Below are 18,318 nucleotides of genomic sequence, written 5' to 3'. Positions count from 1 at the left end.
GCCCTTGTCAGTTTCAGCGAACCACAAAGACCGAGCAGTCGGAATGCCGGATGACCCGGGCTGCGTTCGGGCCCAGCAGGTAGTCCTTGAGGTCGGGTTTATGCGCCCCTATCACGATCAGACCGCAACCGGTTGTTTCGGCAACCTTCAGTATCTCCTGATAGGCAGTGCCGGTTGCCACCAGATGGCGCACCTTGGCGTTGCGTTCGTCCCCGAGCACCTTGGCGCAAAGCCCGGTAAGCCGCTGCGTCGTATCCTTCACGGCTTTTTCGTGGTGATGCTCCTCGAAGAACCCGGAGACCCAGCTTTCACCGAAGTCGGGTAAAACATTCACCACGTCAAGCTGGGCGCCGTCCAGGGCCGCCAGCCGGGCGGCCTGAGCCAGAACCTTTTCGTCCAGAGCTTCATCATTCAGCTCCAATGCGCAAAGAACCGGTTTGCTCATGCTGTTACTCCTTCTTCTTCCCGATCGCGGCCGCGCTGCATCAGGGCCACCAGCGCGACCAGCAGGAGCGCAGGCAGGAACATCAGTTCCTTCGGAAGCTGGCTGGCGGGCGCCTGAATTGCGATGATCTGCACCGGCTCGTCGGCGTAGAAATCAAAGCTTTCCAGGTTCGGTGCTGCCGGGGTTCCGAACATCGGCTCTTCCAGCTTGACCGCACCATCTTCCTCCAGCAGCAGCAGCCCGTAGGCATCAACCGCCGCCTGGCCATCGGTGCCGTCGGCGGTCATGATCATCGTGGTGCTCTTGATTTCGGAAGTGTCGAAATCAGGACCTTCCACGGTGATCCGCAGCTCCGCCCCTGGCTCCGCATCTTCCAGCGCCTGTGCCAATTGGGCCGGCGGTACCTGAGCAAAAGGCGGCATCACCCGGTCCATGAAGAAGTCCGGCCGGAACAGTGCAAAGGCTGCAAAGATCAGCAGGATGCTCTCGTAGATCCGGTTGCGGCTGACGAAATAGCCCATGGTGCCGGCGGTGAAGACCAGGATCGCGATCGTGGCCGATACAGCAACCAGTATGCCCTGCATCCAGTTCACATCGATCAGCAGCAGATCGGTGTTGAAGATGAACACAAACGGCAGCGCCACAGTCCGCAAGCTGTAGAAGAAAGCAGTGAAGCCGGTGCGGATCGCATCGCCGCCCGAAACCGCCGCCGCCGCAAAACTAGCAAGACCCACTGGCGGCGTCACGTCGGCCATGATCCCGAAGTAGAATACGAACAGGTGCACGGCGATCAGCGGCACGATGAGGCCCGACTGGGCGCCAAGCTCCACCACCACCCCCGCCATCAGGGAGCTGACGACGATGTAGTTGGCTGTGGTCGGAAGGCCCATGCCCAGTACCAGTGACAACAGGCCAACCATCACCAGCATCAGGATCAAGTTACCGCCCGAAACGAATTCAACCAGGTCCGCCATCACCTGCCCGACACCGGTCAGCGTTACCGTGCCCACGATCACGCCCGCGGTGGCTGTTGCCAGTGCGATGCCGATCATGTTGCGGGCGCCGTCGATCAACCCGTGCCACAGGTCATTGACACCTGCCATGAAGGCATTTGCCATGTTGCTTTGACCACGGAAAATCGCCTTGAGCGGTTTTTGGGTCAGCAAGATTACGAACAGCAGTGCCGTCGCCCAGAAGGCGGAAAGGCCGGGAGACTTCTGTTCGATCATCAGGAAATAGACCAGAACGATGATCGGCAGCAGGTAATGCAGGCCAGCCTTATAGATTTCAGCAACAACTGGAAGCTCAACTTCCTTGGCGTTCGGGTCGTCGGGCACCAGGTCATCGACGCCGGAAGCCAGCCAAAGCAGCGCGACATAGGCCAGCACAACCAGTGCCGACAAAGTCAGGCCCGAAGCATCAGGCATCGCGGCAACGATCCATTTCACCGGGTATTGGACACCGTAGCAAAGGGCCGCGAATCCGGCAAAGAACAGTGCCATTCCGCCGATGGTCCGGCCCATGGAGACGACCCGGTTGCCCAGCGTCGGCATGTTCCGTTTCACTGCCTCCAGATGCACGATGTAAACCAGCGCGATATAGGAAATCGCGGCCGGCAGGAAAGCATGGGTGATCACCTCGACGTAGGAAATGCCGACGTATTCCACCATCAGGAAGGCGGCAGCGCCCATCACCGGCGGCATGATCTGGCCGTTCACCGAGGAAGCAACCTCGACCGAGCCTGCCTGTTCGGAAGTAAAGCCCACACGCTTCATCAGCGGGATGGTGAATGTGCCGGTGGTGACCACGTTCGCGATGGAGGACCCGGAAATCAGGCCGGTTGCAGCGGAGCCGACCACGGCCGCCTTGGCCGGACCGCCGCGCAGGTGGCCGAGGGCGCCGAAGGCCATTTTGATGAAGTAATTGCCGGCGCCTGCCTTATCGAGCAGCGCACCGAACAGCACGAAGAGAAAGACAAACTTGGTGGAGACCCCAAGGGCAATGCCGAACACGCCTTCGGAAGTGATCCACATGTGGCTCATAGCCTTTTTCAGGCTGGCGCCCTTCCAGCGGATAACCTCAGGCACCCATTCGGAGGAGCCGAAGAACACATAGGCCAGAAAGATCGTCGCAATGATTGCCATTGCCGGACCCAAAGCGCGGCGGGCAGCCTCGAACAGCAGGATCAGACCGGCGAGGGCGAACCATTTGTCCACGTCATCTGCAAGCCCTCCTGAATCGACAATTTTCTGATAGAAAATATAGCCGTAGAGCGCGATGACAGTGCCAGCGATGGCAAAGACCCAATCCTGAACCGGGATGTAGCCGCGGGGGCTGGACTTCAATGCGGGATATGCCGCAAAGGCCAGAAAAATGGCGAAAGCCAAATGGATTTGGCGCGAATTGTTGATCACGCTGCCAGGCAGCAGCTGGTTGGCCAGCGGTGAGGCCAGGATGACTTGGAACACGGACCAGATGACGGCAACGATTGCCAGGAACAGCCCCACGCTCCCTACCGGGTTGCGGGCGCCGGCGTCGGAAGACGCGACCAGTTCCTGAAGCTCTTCTTCGCTAAGCGGCCGATTTCCCTGAGCATCGGATGTCATGGATAATCTCCCCTGCGGCCGCCGTTTCCCGGGGCCGGAATAGTCATGCCCGGGCCCTTGGCCTCAGGCGAAAACGGGGCGCCTGATGCGCCCCGCCCCTCATTGTCTGGCGGATTATTCGATCCAGCCCTTTTCCTTGTAATATTTCTCTGCACCCGGATGCAGAGGCGCCGACAGGCCATCCGCGATCATCTCTTCCGGTTTCAGGTTGGTGAAGGCCGGGTGCAGCTTCTGGAAGGCCTCGAAGTTTTCAAAGACAGAGCTGACAACCGCATAAACCGCGTCTTCGGAAACGTCCGCCGAGGTCACGAAGGTGGCGCCTACCCCAAAGGTCTGCACGTCTTCATCGGTACCCCGGTACATGCCGCCCGGAATGGTGGCGGTGCGGTAGAAGGAATTGTCTGCAACCAGCTTCTCCACCGCTTCGCCGTCCACAGTCACCAGGACTGAGTCACAGGCGGTGGTGGCTTCCTGGATGGAACCCGACGGGTGGCCGACGGTGTAGATCATCGCATCAATCTGGTTGTCGCACAGTGCCGCGGACTGTTCTGCCGCCTTCAGCTCAGTTGCCAGGGCGAAATCTTCCATGCCCCAGCCCTTGGCTTCCATCAGCACCTCCATGGTGCCGCGCTGGCCGGAACCCGGGTTGCCGATGTTCACGCGCTTACCCTTGAGATCGTCAAAGGTGGAAATGCCGGAGTCGGCACGTGCCACAACGGTGAAAGGTTCCGGGTGGACTGAGAAGACGGCGCGCAGACCCTCGAACGGCCCTGCTTCCTCGAACTTGGAGGAGCCGTTGTAGGCGTGGTACTGCCAGTCGGACTGGGCCACGCCGAACTGCAGTTCGCCTTCACGGATGGTGTTGATGTTGTAGACCGAGCCGCCAGTGGATTCCACGGCGCATTTGAAGCCGTGCTCCTTGCGGCCCTTGTTCACCAGACGGCAGATGGCACCGCCGGTCGGATAATACACGCCGGTCACGCCGCCGGTGCCGATGGTGATGTATTCCTGAGCGAATGCTGCGGGCGCCGAAAAGGACGCTGCCACCAATGCACCGATAGCCAGTTTGGTGTGTTTCATGATCAAGTCTCTCCCACTTGTCTTATGATTTGCAGCTTGGCCAGCACCGCCGGGAACACAGCTCTGAAGCCGAAGCGCGGCTGTCAGTTGCAGGCTGCCAGACAAGCTGCGTGCGGATTATTTTGCACGCGCAGAAGGGTTCCACCGCCCCCTCCTCAAGTCAAGGGTGCTATTTATTGACGCACCCTCATTGGACGCGTTTTTCCCGGTATTGACGCCAGTTAGAGATTTTTCCCCGCAAACGCCACCCTGTTTCCACTGAACTTGCACTATGTTTTTCGCTTGCACGTGCAGCCGCCTTAGGCGCGATTCTCCGCGCCCCTCGTTCCTGACCGCCCCAGCCCTGTTTCCTGCCTCCGCTAAAATTCCCGCGGCATAGTCCATGAAAGAAAACGAACCGGTGACAAACGGCTTCAACAAGGATATCAAGCCGCCATAATTAAAAAACTTGAGCCGCGGTTCAAAAGAGCTGAGGCAATTACCAACAATAGACAGGGAGCCTGCAGCAATGCTGCTGAGCCAAGTAATTTGTGACAATCCGTCCCTGACGGATTTCTGGGCATTGGAACGGTGTGTCTCCGCCCAAGCCCGCAGAATTCCAAAGGAAATCTGTGCGCCCCTGACGTGTGACGTTGAGCCGGAATTCCGATGCACGCCGCGAAAGTGGGAACTGATCCTGGCGGAGGCCCATGAGCGCGGCCTGAGGGCGCGGCAGGCTGCCTGATTTCCGGCTCAGGAAAGCACACTCTCAAGGCGAATCTCCGGCGAACTACGCCCGCCGGAGATGCTTCGATCATGCGGTTGGGCTGCCTTTGAGCTGACCTTTGATCCGCTCGCGCATGCCCTGCATCATCGCATATAACACCGGCACGACGATGACGCCGACCACGGTCGCTGCCAGCATGCCTCCGAAAACCGCGATACCGATCGCGCGCTGGCTGGCAGCCCCTGCACCGGACGCGATCATGAGCGGCACCACTCCCAGCAGGAAGGACAGCGCGGTCATCATCACCGCCCGGAAACGCTGTTTGGCAGCTTCCTGTGCAGCCTCACGGATGGACAGGCCAGCTGCCCGTTGCTCCATCGCGAACTCCACAATCAGAATTGCGTTTTTTGACGCCAGGCCGATCAGCATGATCATCCCGATCTGGGTGTAGAGGTTGATATCATTCCCCGCCAGCGCCACCGCAGCCACGGCACCGAAAAGCGCCACGATCACCGACAGCAGGATCGCAACCGGCATGGTCCAGCTTTCGTACTGTCCGACCAGGAACAGATAGCCGAACAGCACGGCCATCCCCAGGATCACGGTGACCAGACCGGCAGAGTCCAGCTGCTGCTGTGCGGTTCCAGTCCATTCAAATGAATAGCCCGGCGGCAGCGCTGTCGCGGCTTCCTCCTGCATCACCCGGATCGCGTCCCCCGTGGACAGGCCAGGTGCAGGAACAGCAGTGACGGTTGCAGAACGGAAAATGTTGTGCCGTTTCAGAAGCACCGGCCCCAGCACGTTCTCCACGTCGATCAGGGTCGACAGTGGCACCATCTCCCCGGATTGCGCCCGAACATACAAGCCTCCGATATCCTCGATTTTGTCGCGGTAAGACCCCTCCGCCTGCAAAAGCACCTTGTAGACACGCCCGAACAGGTTGAAATCATTCACATAGTAAGACCCCAGATGGGCCTGCATAGTCTGGAAGACTTCGGCAATCGGTACGTTCAGCGTTTTGGCCTTTTCCCGGTCCAGATCAACGAACACCTGGGGTACATTGGCCCGGAACGTGGTGTAGGACTGGGCAATCTCGGGCCGCTGGTTGGCAGAATAGACCAGCGAGCCGACTGACTGCGCCAGGTCTTGCGGGGTGCCCCCGGCGGTCTGCTGCACCTCCATTTCAACACCGGCCGACATGCCCAGGCCGGAGATCGGCGGCGGGTTGAAGGCAACGATGCTGGCCGCAGCCTCGCCATTGGCAATACTGTAAATCTGGTCAAGGATCGCATCAGGCCGCAGGCTGTCGTCATTGCGTTCATCCCAGGGATCGAGGTTCGCAATGATCATCGCGCCATTGGCGCTGGCGCCGTTCAGCAGGCTGAACCCGTTGACGAGAACAGTGCCTTTGACACCGGGGATCTGACGGATCTGCTCGTCAATCCGCCCCGTCACGGTCTCGGTCCGCCCCAGAGCCGCCGCATCAGGCAGCTGAACATCGACAAACAGATAGCCGTTGTCCTCCAGCGGCAGGAACCCTTTTGACGTGGTGCTGAAGACTGTTCCAGTTCCGAAGGCCACTGCGGCAATTATGGCGAGACCGATCACCGGCAACCGCAGCAGGCGCGTGACGATGCTCAGATAACCGGTCCGCACACCGCCGATCATGTTCTCGAACACCGCCAGCAGCCCCCTTGGCGGACCCGAACGGGGTTTGAGAACGATCGCGCAAAGCGCTGGAGACAGTGTCAAAGCGTTGACCGAAGAGATGACCACCGCGACCGAAATGGTCACCGCGAATTGCGAATAAAGCCGCCCGGTAATCCCCGGCATGAAGGTGACAGGCACAAACACCGCCAGCAGCACCAGCGTTGTGGCAATCACCGGGCCGGTGATCTGCCCCATCGCCTTGCGGGTTGCCTCTGCCGGAGGCAACCCTTCCTCGGCGATGATGCGCTCGACGTTTTCAACCACCACAATGGCGTCGTCCACCACGATGCCGATGGCCAGCACCAGCGCAAACAGCGAGATGGTGTTGAGCGACATGCCAAGCGCCAGCAGGAAGGCGAAGGTGCCGATCAGCGAGACCGGAATTGCCACGGCCGGAATAATCGTCGCGCGGAATGATCCCAGAAAGATGAACACCACCGAGATCACCAGCACAAAGGTCATCATCAAAGTGGAGATCACATCGTTCAGAGATTGCTCGACGAAGTCAGTGGTGTTGAACGGCACCGAATAAGCGACGTCTTCCGGAAAATCATTTGACAGCCGGTCCAGTTCCGCCAGAACCGCCTCTGACACCGCCAGCGCATTGGCCCCGGGAGCCTGATAAACTGCCAGAATGGTGGACGGCACGCCGTCATAAAACCCTGATGCGCTATAGTTCGAGGCTCCAAGCTCAACCGTGGCAATATCAGAAAGCCTAACGGTGCTGCCGCCTTCACCGGTTCGGATCACGATATTCTTGAACTCGCTGACCTCGGTCAGGCGGCCCTTGGATTTGATTGTATACTGAAACACCTGATCACCCGGTACCGGCGGAGCCCCCACCTGCCCGGCCGATACCTCGATGTTTTGCTCCCGCACGGCACTTATCACGTCGCCGGGGGAAATACCCAGTCCTGCCATCTTGTTTGGATCCAGCCAGACCCGCATCGCGTATTCGAAATTGGTCAGGATATCTGCCTTGCCTACTCCGCCGACACGCGCCAGTGCATCCTTGATGTTGATCGCGGCATAGTTAGACAGGAACACGCTGTCGTAGGAGCCATTGGGCGAAGTCAGGGCTGCCACCAGCAGCATGTTGGTGGAGCTTTTCTGGGTCACGACGCCGTTGGCAGTTACCTCCGCGGGCAATGCAGCCACCGCCTGCGCCACGCGGTTCTGCACATTGACCGAAGCGATATCCGGGTCGGTTCCGACCTCGAATGTAACCGCGAGAGAATAGCTGCCGTTGTCAGCGGAGGTCGAGGACATGTAGAGCATCCCGTCCACGCCGTTGACCTGCGCCTCGATCGGTGCGGCGACGCTCTTTTCGACGGTTTCGGCATTGGCGCCAGGGTAACTCGCGGTGACGTTCACCACTGGGGGCGTGATTTCCGGAAATTGCGCAACCGGCAATGCGAAATAACCGATCACTCCCATTACCGTCAGCACCAGGGAGATGACGATTGCGAACTTCGGCCGGTTGATGAAGGTGGAAGAAAACATTGCTTATTCTCCAGCCTGCACGGCCATGACCGGGTCCACCTCGACGCCTGGGCGGATTTTCTGCAGGCCTTCGACCACCACGGTCTCGCCTTTGATCAATCCGTCGAGCACAATGATCCCGGTGCCTTGCGCGTCGCCAGTCACGATGTAACGCTGCTGCACCTGATTGTTCTCATCCACGACCAGAACAAACGGACCCTGCTGATCTCGCTGGATCGCCGCCTGGCTAATGATGACGCGGTCCACCGCTTCCTGAGACTGAAGGCCCACGGTCAGGAAAGCGCCGTCCAGGATCAGCCGACCGCTGTTTTCGAATTCTGCGCGCACCGTGACGGCACCGGTCGCGGGGTCTACCCTATTGCCGGCAAAGGCAATCCGGCCCTTCTCTTCCAGCTCTGAACCATTGGGCAGCACCACAAAAACTTCCGGCGCAGTCCCGGTATCGGAACGGTCGATGCCCTCAGCCTCCAAACTTTGGAGGATTTCCACAAACTGCTTTTCATTCAACGAAAAAGACACATAGACCGGCGCCTCGCGCACGATGTTGACCAAGGGCGATCCATTGGGGCTGACCACATCGCCGAGGCTGACTGCAACCCGCCCGACACGGCCGGAAAACGGCGCGTGAACCTCAGTGTAGCTCAGATCCAGTTCGGCCTGCTGGATGGCGGCCCGGGCAGCCCGCACCTGCGCCTCAGCCACCAGTTCATTGGCCCGGGCGGTGTCGCGATCCGTTTCCGGGACCGATCCGCGCTCAAACAGCTCCTGCTTTCGGGCCAGTTCCAGGGAGGCCAGTTCCAGATTTGCCTCCGCCTGGGCAAGTTCCGCCCTGCGGGTTTCAAGCACCGCCTCATACGCGCTGCGTTCGATCCGGAACAGAACGTCGCCCTTTTCAACTTCCGCGCCGTCCTTGACCAGAACCTCTTCCAGATAGCCGTTCACCCTAGCCATAATATCGGCCTTATCGATTGCCTCGCCCCGGCCGATAAAGGTTGCCGTGTCCTTGACCGGTTTAATCTCCGCCTCAGCAACCGAAACCTTTGGGGCTGCGCCCTGTTGCTGAGCAAACGCTGTGTCAGCAGCTGTCAGGCCAACCGCCGCAATCAGCGCAAGTGCAGTGCGGCCGATCAGGCCCCTGTTCCAAAAACACGTCATTCCTGAGCCTTTCAAATAAACCGAATTTTTCATGCAGCCGCGCCCAGCCTGCGGCCGGGTAAAGAAATCGTTTCCCTATTGAATACTTCTCCAGCGCACATCTGCAAGCTGCACACGCTTCAGACTGAAACTTCCGTCGCTGCCCGCAGCGCGCGCCTACATTGAACCCCGGGAACTGCGGGATGCATTGAAGCGTTCCTGATATGGCGCAGACGGACAGAAACAGCTTGCGGCATTTGAAATCAGGTGCCGGGCAGTTACCTTGTCCCGGCAAAGGCGCCTGGCTTGCAAGCAAGGAGATCGACATGCGTTGGAGAGGGCGGCGGGGAAGCCGGAATATCGAAGACCGGCGAGGCCGCCGGATGTCCGGCAGAAGCGCGGGGATCGGTGGCGCCGGCATCCTGCTGATTGTTGTCGCAGGCGCCTTCTTCGGAGTGGACCTGACTCCGTTGCTTCAAGGCACTGCCCCGCAGTCCGGCAGCCCGGCCCCGGTCACTGCAGCTGATCAGGAAGCCGCGGAATTCGTCAGCGTCGCCCTTGCCGACACCGAGGATGTGTGGGCGTCGATATTTGAGCAACAGCTTGGGCGCCAATACGACCCGGCAGTTCTGGTGCTGTTCAAGGGGGTCACTCAATCCCCCTGTGGCGGAGCTTCCGGGGCCACGGGACCGTTCTATTGCCCGCTGGACGAAAAAGTTTACCTCGACACATCGTTCTTTACTACGCTAAGCCAGAGATTGGGGGCACGGGGGGACTTTGCGGCCGCTTACGTGGTTGCACATGAGGTCGCTCACCATGTGCAGAACGAGCTCGGCATCCTGCAAGAAACCCAGCGGGTCCGGGCTCAGGTCAGCGAAGTCGAATCCAATGCGATTTCTGTCCGAACCGAGTTGCAGGCCGATTGCTTCTCCGGAATCTGGGCACGGTATGCGCAGGACGCGCTGGGCACGCTCGAACCTGGTGATGTCGAGGAGGCCATGAACGCTGCAAAGCAGATCGGAGATGACACACTGCAGCGCAACGCCGGCCGGGTGCCGCAGCCTCATACGTTTTCTCATGGCACCAGCGCTCAGCGGCAGGCCTGGTTCGCCCGCGGCTTTGAAACCGGAGAAGTTCAGGCTTGCGACACATTCTCTGCCGCCGACCTGTGACAAGCCACTTGTGCAGGCCATTGAAGTCTTTAGCGCTTGATGTTTGTGTAGCCTCAGAGGCAGCAGCGCACCGGGCAGGTTGATCGTACCGCACCTGTCCGGTTGCGCAGTGCCGCAGCAACGCATGGGAGGCAGCCGGATGAAAGTTGACGGGACGCACTACCGGTCCCTGTGGTGGGACCACGATCGGGACGCGCTGCAAATCATCGACCAGCGCTGGCTTCCGCATGACTTCCGCATACAGCAGGTTGTTACACTGCAGGATTTTGCCGATGCCATTGTCGAAATGCGGGTGCGCGGCGCGCCTTTGATCGGGGCGACCGCCGCCTACGGGATGGCCTTGGCGATGCGGTTGGACCCGTCTGATGCGGCCATGGATCAGGCCTGGGGCTTCCTCAATGCCACCCGTCCGACAGCGGTAAACCTGCGCTGGGCACTGGACCGCTGCCGCGTTCATTTGCGGCCTCTCGAGCAAAAACAGCGCGCCCCGGCCGCGCTGGCTCTTGCGCATGAAATTGCTGACGAAGATGTTGAAATCAACCGCAGCATCGGCGCCCACGGACTGGACCTGATCCGGAAGATAGCTGCCGGCAAATCCGCAGGTGAGCCGGTCCGGCTGCTGACCCACTGCAACGCAGGCTGGCTGGCTACCGTGGACTGGGGCACTGCGACCAGCCCGATGTACCAGGCACATGAAGCAGGCATCCCGATTCATGTCTGGGTCGATGAAACCCGCCCGCGCAACCAGGGCGCGCTGACCGCCTGGGAACTGGGCAGCCATGGGATCAGCCACAGCTACATCAGCGACAACGCCGGCGGCCATCTGATGCAGCACGGGCAGGTCGATCTGGTCATCACCGGAACCGACCGCACCACCCGCCGAGGGGACGTCTGCAACAAGATCGGCACCTATCTGAAGGCGCTTGCCGCCAAGGACAATGGGGTGCCCTTCTACGTCGCCCTGCCCTCGCCGACCATCGACTGGACGGTGTCTGATGGCATCTCCGGAATCCCGATTGAGGAACGCGGCGAGCGCGAGATCACTCATGTCCAAGGCAAGACCGAATATGGCGGCATCGCAAACGTTCAGGTCACTCCAGACGGCACACCCGGCGGCAACCCGGCGTTCGACGTGACGCCGAACCGGCTTGTGACCGGGCTGATAACCGAGCGCGGCATCTGTTCCGCGACCGAGGAGGGCCTTGCAGGCCTGTTTCCGGACATGGCTTCTGTGGAACCCGCGTGATGCCGGAAACTTGGCTATGAAAACTCCGAACCAGGACTGCTTGGAGCTTCGCCAGGAGGTCATCCGTGCCTGTCTGGAAATGAATGCTCACGGCATCAATCAGGGCACATCTGGCAACATCTCGGTTCGCGCGGGGGACCAAATGCTGATTACCCCCTCGGGCCTGCCCTACGAAAAGATGGCACCCGAAGACTTGGTGGCGCTGCCGCTGGATGGGAGCCCGCCGAAGAATGGCCAACGGAAGCCCTCAACCGAATGGCCCTTTCATTTCGCGATCCTCCGGGAAAAAACCGGAGTGAACGCGGTCGTGCACGCCCACCCCGTTTATTGCAGTGCGCTGGCAATGAACCGTCAGGCTATCCCGGCCTGCCACTATATGGTCGCGGCCTTTGGCGGCTGCGATGTTCCCGTTGCCGATTACGCGCTGTTCGGCAGCCAGAAGCTGTCAGACAATATCATCCGGGCTTTGCGGGACCGCAGTGCCTGCCTGATGGCAAATCATGGTGCCGTCGCCACCGGAGACAGCCTGTCCCGCGCCATGTGGCGAATGCTTGAATTAGAAACTCTGGCAAAGAGTTATATGGCGAGCTTGACCATTGGAGAGCCGCATATCCTGAGCGACAGCGAAATCGAGGACGTGAAGGCGGCATTTAAGGACTACGGCCTTAAGGACAGCCGCTGACTTTGCATCTCTGCAAACCGGAGCAGGAATGAAACACCCTCTGATCTTTGACGGGCACAACGACCTTCTTCTGCAAATCCAGTGCGGCAGCGTTTCCGCTGGTGAAGCCGGTTTTATGGGGGCCGGCGGCCGCCACGTCGACCTGATCAAAGCACGAACTGGCGGTTTTGCCGGAGGCTTCTTTGCAATCTTCGTTCCGGATAGCGGCGACGCGTCCTTCCTCGAAGAGATGATGCCAGAGAGTTACGATCTGCCGCTGCCGCCTGCGGTGGCCTGGCCGCAGGCAATGCAGACCGCGCTCGCTCAGGCGGCGACCCTTATCAGCCTGGAAAGGCAAGGCGCGCTGAAAATCTGCCGGTCGGCCTCTGACGTCCGCTCCGCAATGGAAACCGGCGTCATGGCAGCCGTCATGCACATGGAAGGCGCCGAGGCGATTGATCCCGACTTTGAGACTCTGGAGGTTCTTCACGCGGCAGGCCTTCGCTCGCTGGGTCCGGTCTGGAGCCGCCCGACGATCTATGGACACGGCGTTCCGTTCCGTTTCCCGTCCGGCCCCGACACCGGCCCCGGGCTCACGGCCGATGGCCTGCGACTGGTTAAGAAGTGCAATGAAATGAATATTCTGGTTGACCTCTCCCATCTGAATGAAGCTGGTTTTTGGGATGTTGCAAGGCACTCCACCAAACCATTGGTTGCGACCCACTCAAACGCCCATGCGCTTTGTCCGCACAGCCGGAACCTGACCGACCGGCAGTTGCATGCCATTCGCGACAGTGATGGAATCGTCGGGTTGAACTTCGCTGTAGCTTTCCTGCGCAAGGATGGCCGGATGAAGGCGGACACGCCTCTCGCACGAATGCTTGAGCACCTGGACTATCTGATCGATATCCTGGGGGAAGACCGTGTTGGGCTGGGATCCGATTTCGACGGGGCCACGGTGCCTGATGCGATAAAGGATGTGGCGGGACTGCCGGCATTGCGCAAGGCAATGCAGACGCACGGCTACGGCCGCGAACTAATGGCGAAACTTTGCCACGGAAACTGGCTCCGCGTGCTTGAGCAAACATTGGGCTGATGGCGGATCCACGCCACCATCACAACGCAAGCCGCTGATTTTTAGGGGATTGCGGTGGTGCCCAAGGAGAGACTCGAACTCTCACGATGTTGCCATCGGGGGATTTTGAATCCCCTGCGTCTACCATTCCGCCACTTGGGCCACGCTCTGTTCCTAGCCAAGCAATCGGCCAAGGTCCAGAGGCAAAACAGGTCTCTGCTGCCGAAAATGCAGCCGTTGGCAAATTCACCACCAGCAAAGGTTGACGGGGCGCCGCGCGCATGCCACGTCCCTTGGCAAACGCCGTTGAGGAAGCAGGCCGCAGGATGCTGAAACCGCTATATGACCGGACGATGGCATTGGCCGATCACCCCAAGGCGCTGTGGTGCCTCGCAATTGTCGCCTTTGCCGAAAGTTCGGTTTTCCCGATTCCGCCCGACGTGCTGATGATCCCGATGATCCTGGCGCGGCCTTCGCGTGCATGGCTGGTTGCGTTGGTGGCCCTCGTGGCGTCGGTTGCAGGGGGCGTTTTGGGCTATGCCATCGGCGCATTCTTCTATGACAGCATCGGCCAGCCGGTGCTGGAGGCGATGGGCAAAGGCGATGCCATGGCGGAGTTCAACACCCGTTTCAATGACTTTGGCTTCTGGGCCGTGCTGGGGGCTGGCGTGACACCGTTTCCCTACAAGGTGATCACCATCATGTCGGGCTGGACCGGGATGCCGGTTGGCACGTTCATTGCAACCTCTATCCTCGCACGGGCGCTGCGTTTTTTCTTTGTTGCCGGCTTGCTTTGGCAATTTGGAGCACCAGTCCGCGACTTCATTGAACGCCGTCTCGGGCTGGTATTCACTGCCTTCATGGTGGTCCTGTTCGGCGGCTTCCTGATGGTGAGGTTCATCTGATTATGCACCGGTTTCTGATCGTATTGGCCGCTGGCGGCTCAGCAGCGCTTCTGCTTGGCGCACTCGGGTTCCAGTACCTTGGCGAAATGGCCCCCTGCAAACTGTGCTACTGGCAGCGTTATCCCCACGCGGCGGCTGCAGGGATCGGCATCCTTGCGCTGATCTTCCCGGCCGCCGTACTGCCTTATCTTGGCGCCCTCGCGGCACTGGCCACCGCTGGGGTCGGCGTTTTTCACACTGGGGTGGAACGCGGCTGGTGGGAAGGCCCCTCCACCTGCACTTCCGGCCCTATTGGCGGGCTGTCTCCGGATCAACTGATGGATCAGATCATGGCGGCTCCGCTGGTGCGTTGCGATGAGGTTCCCTGGGAAATGCTCTCACTCTCCATGGCCAGCTGGAACGCAATCGCATCTTTTGGCCTTGCTTTGATATGGATTGCAGCGGCCAACCATATCCGCAAGCAGGGTTAACCGTCGGGAAAATTGCAATGCGGCCGCCAACTTGCTGGCAGCATTGCAAAAACAAAAGCCGGTCAAGTGTCCTTCTTGGTCGCCAGAAGCAAATTTGTTTCGCTGCTCACAACCCCTTCGAACGTCCGGATCTTGGCCAGCGCAGCATCCAGGGTTTCCAGCGTCTCAGTGCCCAGTTCCACAATCAGGTCCCAGCGCCCGTTGGTGGTGTGAATGGCGCGCACTTCAGGAAGGCCCTGAAGCTGCCGCGTGATGCGGCTGGTGCCGCGCCCTTCGATCCCGATCAGCATCAGCCCGCGCACCGGATCTCGCAAGACATCCTCCTTCAGCACAACCGAGAATCCCAGGATATCACCCCGCGCCTGCAGCCGCTCGATCCGTGAACGAACCGTAGTCCGCGACAGATTCAACTCCAGCGCCAAATCCGAAAGCGACGCCCGTGCGTTGTGGCGGAGCGCCGACACCAGCCGCTCATCCGTTTTATCCATATTTCTCCCCACTTCGAACAAACAGCACTCATTATGAGCAAAATGGATGCTGGATTCCATCACAAATCGGAGGTTTCTGGTATTAGTTCTGAGAACTTGGGAGAGCAACTTCGTGACAGCACAACACTGCATCCTGATTGGAGCCCCGGTAGACAGCGGCAAACGCAGGGCCGGCTGCCTGATGGGCCCCGACGCCTACCGCACGGCCGGCATCACGGAAGCCCTTCAAGGACTCGGCCACACTGTCGAAGACCTCGGGAACATGGCGCCCGATGCCTATTCCGAAGACACCAATGACGGCCTGATCTATGCCCGCAACGAAACCATCGGCTGGACCTCACGGCTCGCCAAAGCTGCCGAGGAAGCGCTGGAACGGGGCACGCCGATCTTTCTGGGCGGCGACCATTCTCTGTCCCTAGGTTCGGTTACAGGAGCCGCCAACCACGCCGCCAAGGCAGGCCGCCCGCTGTTTGTTTTGTGGCTGGACGCACACACTGATTTCCATACACCGCAGACGACTGGCAGTGGCAACCTGCACGGAACGCCGGTCGGATACTTCACCGGCCGCAACGGGTTCGAAGGCTTTCCTGAAGTTTCCAACCCGGTGCCGCAGGAAAATGTCTGCATGATCGGCCTGCGGTCCGTCGACACGCAGGAGCGTCTTGCACTGGAGGACAGCAGCATCCGGACCCATGACATGCGCCATATCGACGAAAACGGAATTGCCGGCCCGCTGAACCGGTTCCTGGAGCAGGTCTCGCAAGCCAACGGAATGCTGCATGTGTCTCTGGACGTTGATTTTCTGGACCCGTCGGTTGCGCCGGCAGTCGGCACAACCGTTCCCGGCGGCGCAACCGTGCGCGAGGCGCATCTGGTTTGCGAGATCCTGCATGATTCCGCGCTGATGACCTCGCTGGATCTGGTCGAATTGAACCCCTTCCTGGACGAACGCGGCCGCACAGCCCATTTGATGGTCGATCTCTGCGCCTCCGCCCTCGGGCGCCGCGTGTTTGACCGCCCGACCCGGAGCTACCAGTGAGCAGCCTGCAAGCCCCTTCCGCAGTGGTGATGGTGCGGCCGCACCACTTTCGGTCAAATCCCGAAACAAAAGGCGACAACGCTTTTCAAACGCTGGCAACCACTTCGGCCCAGGCAACATCGGCCCAAGCGCTGGCTGAGTTTGACGGCGCGGTGGAAACTCTGCGTGGCGCCGGTGTCACAGTGCATGTGTTCGACGACACCACCACCGAGACACCGGACAGCGTGTTCCCGAACAACTGGTTCTCCACTCATGCCGGCGGCCACGTTGCGGTGTATCCGATGTACGCCGAAAACCGGCGCAAGGAGCGCCGCTGGGATGTTATCGAACTTCTAAAGCGCGACTACCGCGTGCAGGACGTGATCGATTATTCAGGCCTGGAGCAGGACGGTTTGTCGCTGGAGGGCACCGGCGCCATGGTGCTCGACCATATCGGCCGAATTGCCTACACAGTGAAATCCAACCGCGCCGACCCAGTGCTGCTGGAGCGCTTCTGCACCCATTTCAACTTTGAACCCATGGTGTTCGAAGCCAAAGATGATGCAGGCCGCGACGTTTATCACACCAATGTCCTGATGGGGATCGGTACGGAATATGCGCTGATCTGCCTAGGCATGATCGTCGATCCTGTGCGCCGCGCTGAAGTTTCCGCGCGGCTGGAAGAAACCGGGCGCCGGGTTATTGACCTGACACCGGAACAGATCTCCAGTTTTGCGGGCAACGCTTTGGAGCTGACAGGCCGCAGTCGCCTTCTGGCGCTCTCCGCCACCGCATTGCAGGCGCTTCGCCCGGACCAGACCTCCATCATTGAACAGAGCGCGGAGCTGCTCCCGCTCACCATTCCCACAATCGAAACCGCCGGCGGGTCGGTGCGCTGCATGCTGGCAGGCATCCATCTCAGCCCCCGTGAAAGGAAAACAGCATGACACAGCCTTCGGACAAGGCGCTGGTGCCTTTTGTCAGCGTCGACAACATGATGCGTCTCATTCATCATGTCGGCATCGAGCAGATGCTGCGCGATCTGGCCGCCTATGTGGAGGATGATTTCAAGCGCTGGGAGCTGTTTGATAAGACCCCTCGCGTTGCCAGCCATTCGGATGTCGGCGTGATTGAGCTGATGCCGACTTCCGACGGCGAGGCTTATGGGTTCAAGTACGTGAACGGCCACCCCAAGAACACTTCCGAAGGGCTGCAGACCGTCACAGCATTCGGCCTGCTGGCGGATGTCTACACCGGATACCCGGTGCTTCTGACCGAAATGACAATGCTGACCGCCCTGCGGACCGCGGCGACATCAGCTATGGCTGCCAAGTATCTGGCGCCTAAAGGCGCAACGACAATGGCTATGATTGGAAACGGTGCCCAGTCGGAGTTTCAGACGCTGGCCATGAAGGCGATTATCGGCCTGAAATCCGTGCGCCTTTATGACAAAGATTCCGCAGCCACCGAGAAATGCGCCCGCAACCTGCAAGGCCTGGGCATTGAAGTCGTTTCCTGCAAAACGCCTGAAGAAGCCATAGAGGGCGCTCAAATTCTCACCACCTGCACCGCGGACAAGCAGTATGCCACGATCCTGACCGACAACATGGTCGGCAGCGGTGTGCATATCAACGCGATCGGCGGTGACTGCCCCGGCAAGACCGAATTGGCCGCAGGCATCCTCAGCCGATCCGATGTTTTTGTGGAATACCCGCCTCAAACCCGGATCGAAGGCGAAATACAGCAGATGCCAGAAGACTTCGCCGTGACTGAGTTGTGGGAAGTGATTGCGGGCAAGAAACAGGGGCGCACCGCCGACCGCCAGATTACCCTGTTCGACAGCGTCGGTTTTGCTATCGAGGACTTTTCGGCCCTGCGTTACATCCGCGACCGCATCAAGGGGACTGATTACTTCATTGATCTGGACATGCTGGCTGACCCGGATGACCCGCGCGATCTGTTCGGCATGCTGCAGCGCGCCAAAGGCTGAAAAGCATCTTAGCGGAATGCAAGGCGGCCCGCCGAAATGAGGCCGCCAGCACCTTCGGCCTTTTCACCTGCACCAGTTTAACTGGGCATACACGCGGCATTCCTGGGGA

General features: G+C 59.9%; 15 protein-coding genes and 1 tRNA gene. 9 read left to right on the top strand and 7 right to left on the bottom strand.

Going from position 1 to position 18,318, the window contains the following annotated elements; genetic code table 11:
* Positions 1-13: 13 nt before the first annotated feature.
* From KUV26_RS02745 to KUV26_RS02725, 5 genes are all read right to left on the bottom strand, one after another.
* Positions 14-445 carry a universal stress protein gene (locus tag KUV26_RS02745; protein ID WP_222502659.1) on the bottom strand — a complete coding sequence of 144 codons (432 nt, stop codon included), beginning with the start codon at positions 443-445 and terminating at the stop codon, positions 14-16.
* Entirely contained in the window at positions 442-3,051 is a 2,610-nt protein-coding gene (locus tag KUV26_RS02740) for a TRAP transporter permease (protein WP_222507228.1), read from the bottom strand. The genes KUV26_RS02745 and KUV26_RS02740 overlap by 4 nt, the downstream gene beginning before the upstream one ends.
* 114 nt (positions 3,052-3,165) lie before the next feature.
* Positions 3,166-4,131, bottom strand: coding sequence for a TAXI family TRAP transporter solute-binding subunit (locus KUV26_RS02735; RefSeq protein WP_222507227.1), 966 nt, complete (start codon positions 4,129-4,131; stop codon positions 3,166-3,168).
* 793 nt (positions 4,132-4,924) lie between these two features.
* Positions 4,925-8,050 carry an efflux RND transporter permease subunit gene (locus tag KUV26_RS02730; protein ID WP_222507226.1) on the bottom strand — a complete coding sequence of 1,042 codons (3,126 nt, stop codon included), beginning with the start codon at positions 8,048-8,050 and terminating at the stop codon, positions 4,925-4,927.
* Positions 8,051-8,053: 3 nt separating this feature from the next.
* Positions 8,054-9,205 carry an efflux RND transporter periplasmic adaptor subunit gene (locus KUV26_RS02725; RefSeq protein WP_222507225.1) on the bottom strand — a complete coding sequence of 384 codons (1,152 nt, stop codon included), beginning with the start codon at positions 9,203-9,205 and terminating at the stop codon, positions 8,054-8,056.
* Positions 9,206-9,510: 305 nt separating this feature from the next.
* Between KUV26_RS02725 and KUV26_RS02720 the strand changes: the two genes are divergently transcribed.
* From KUV26_RS02720 to KUV26_RS02705, 4 genes are all read left to right on the top strand, one after another.
* Positions 9,511-10,356 carry a neutral zinc metallopeptidase gene (locus KUV26_RS02720; protein WP_222507512.1) on the top strand — a complete coding sequence of 282 codons (846 nt, stop codon included), beginning with the start codon at positions 9,511-9,513 and terminating at the stop codon, positions 10,354-10,356.
* Between the two features lie 139 nt (positions 10,357-10,495).
* Complete coding sequence (gene mtnA, locus KUV26_RS02715) at positions 10,496-11,602, top strand: S-methyl-5-thioribose-1-phosphate isomerase (protein ID WP_222502654.1); 1,107 nt, start codon at positions 10,496-10,498, stop codon at positions 11,600-11,602.
* Between the two features lie 16 nt (positions 11,603-11,618).
* Positions 11,619-12,284 (top strand): class II aldolase/adducin family protein, encoded by a 666-nt coding sequence (locus KUV26_RS02710; protein ID WP_222507224.1) that lies wholly within the window; start codon positions 11,619-11,621, stop codon positions 12,282-12,284.
* A gap of 28 nt (positions 12,285-12,312) precedes the next feature.
* Positions 12,313-13,359, top strand: a complete 1,047-nt coding sequence (locus KUV26_RS02705) for a dipeptidase (protein ID WP_222507223.1) — start codon at positions 12,313-12,315, stop codon at positions 13,357-13,359.
* A 55-nt stretch (positions 13,360-13,414) separates the two neighbouring features.
* On the opposite strand, the gene KUV26_RS02700 is transcribed toward KUV26_RS02705, so the two are convergent.
* A tRNA-Leu gene (locus KUV26_RS02700) sits at positions 13,415-13,500 on the bottom strand.
* Between the two features lie 164 nt (positions 13,501-13,664).
* Between KUV26_RS02700 and KUV26_RS02695 the strand changes: the two genes are divergently transcribed.
* Both KUV26_RS02695 and KUV26_RS02690 read left to right on the top strand, forming a co-directional pair.
* Complete coding sequence (locus KUV26_RS02695) at positions 13,665-14,243, top strand: YqaA family protein (RefSeq protein ID WP_222502587.1); 579 nt, start codon at positions 13,665-13,667, stop codon at positions 14,241-14,243.
* 2 nt (positions 14,244-14,245) lie between these two features.
* The gene (locus KUV26_RS02690; protein ID WP_222507222.1) at positions 14,246-14,713 is read left to right on the top strand and encodes a disulfide bond formation protein B; all 468 of its coding nucleotides are present in this window, start codon (positions 14,246-14,248) and stop codon (positions 14,711-14,713) included.
* A 62-nt stretch (positions 14,714-14,775) separates the two neighbouring features.
* On the opposite strand, the gene KUV26_RS02685 is transcribed toward KUV26_RS02690, so the two are convergent.
* Positions 14,776-15,201, bottom strand: coding sequence for an Lrp/AsnC family transcriptional regulator (locus KUV26_RS02685; RefSeq protein ID WP_222502726.1), 426 nt, complete (start codon positions 15,199-15,201; stop codon positions 14,776-14,778).
* 112 nt (positions 15,202-15,313) lie between these two features.
* Between KUV26_RS02685 and rocF the strand changes: the two genes are divergently transcribed.
* The 3 genes from rocF to KUV26_RS02670 are packed head-to-tail and all read left to right on the top strand — an operon-like array spanning position 15,314 to position 18,209.
* Positions 15,314-16,240: an arginase gene (gene rocF / locus KUV26_RS02680; protein ID WP_222502585.1), complete on the top strand. Its 927-nt coding sequence runs from the start codon at positions 15,314-15,316 to the stop codon at positions 16,238-16,240.
* Complete coding sequence (gene ctlX, locus KUV26_RS02675; RefSeq protein WP_222507221.1) at positions 16,237-17,166, top strand: citrulline utilization hydrolase CtlX; 930 nt, start codon at positions 16,237-16,239, stop codon at positions 17,164-17,166. Before rocF ends, ctlX begins: the two co-directional genes overlap by 4 nt.
* A complete protein-coding gene (locus KUV26_RS02670) occupies positions 17,163-18,209 on the top strand; it encodes an ornithine cyclodeaminase (protein WP_222502583.1) in 1,047 nt (348 codons plus the stop codon). The genes ctlX and KUV26_RS02670 overlap by 4 nt, the downstream gene beginning before the upstream one ends.
* Positions 18,210-18,318 lie beyond the last annotated feature (109 nt).

It is taken from the genome of Leisingera daeponensis, assembly GCF_019801465.1.
Lineage (GTDB): Bacteria > Pseudomonadota > Alphaproteobacteria > Rhodobacterales > Rhodobacteraceae > Leisingera > Leisingera daeponensis_A.
Note: the sequence above shows the minus strand (reverse complement) of the source record. Positions and strands in the feature narration are given on the sequence as shown.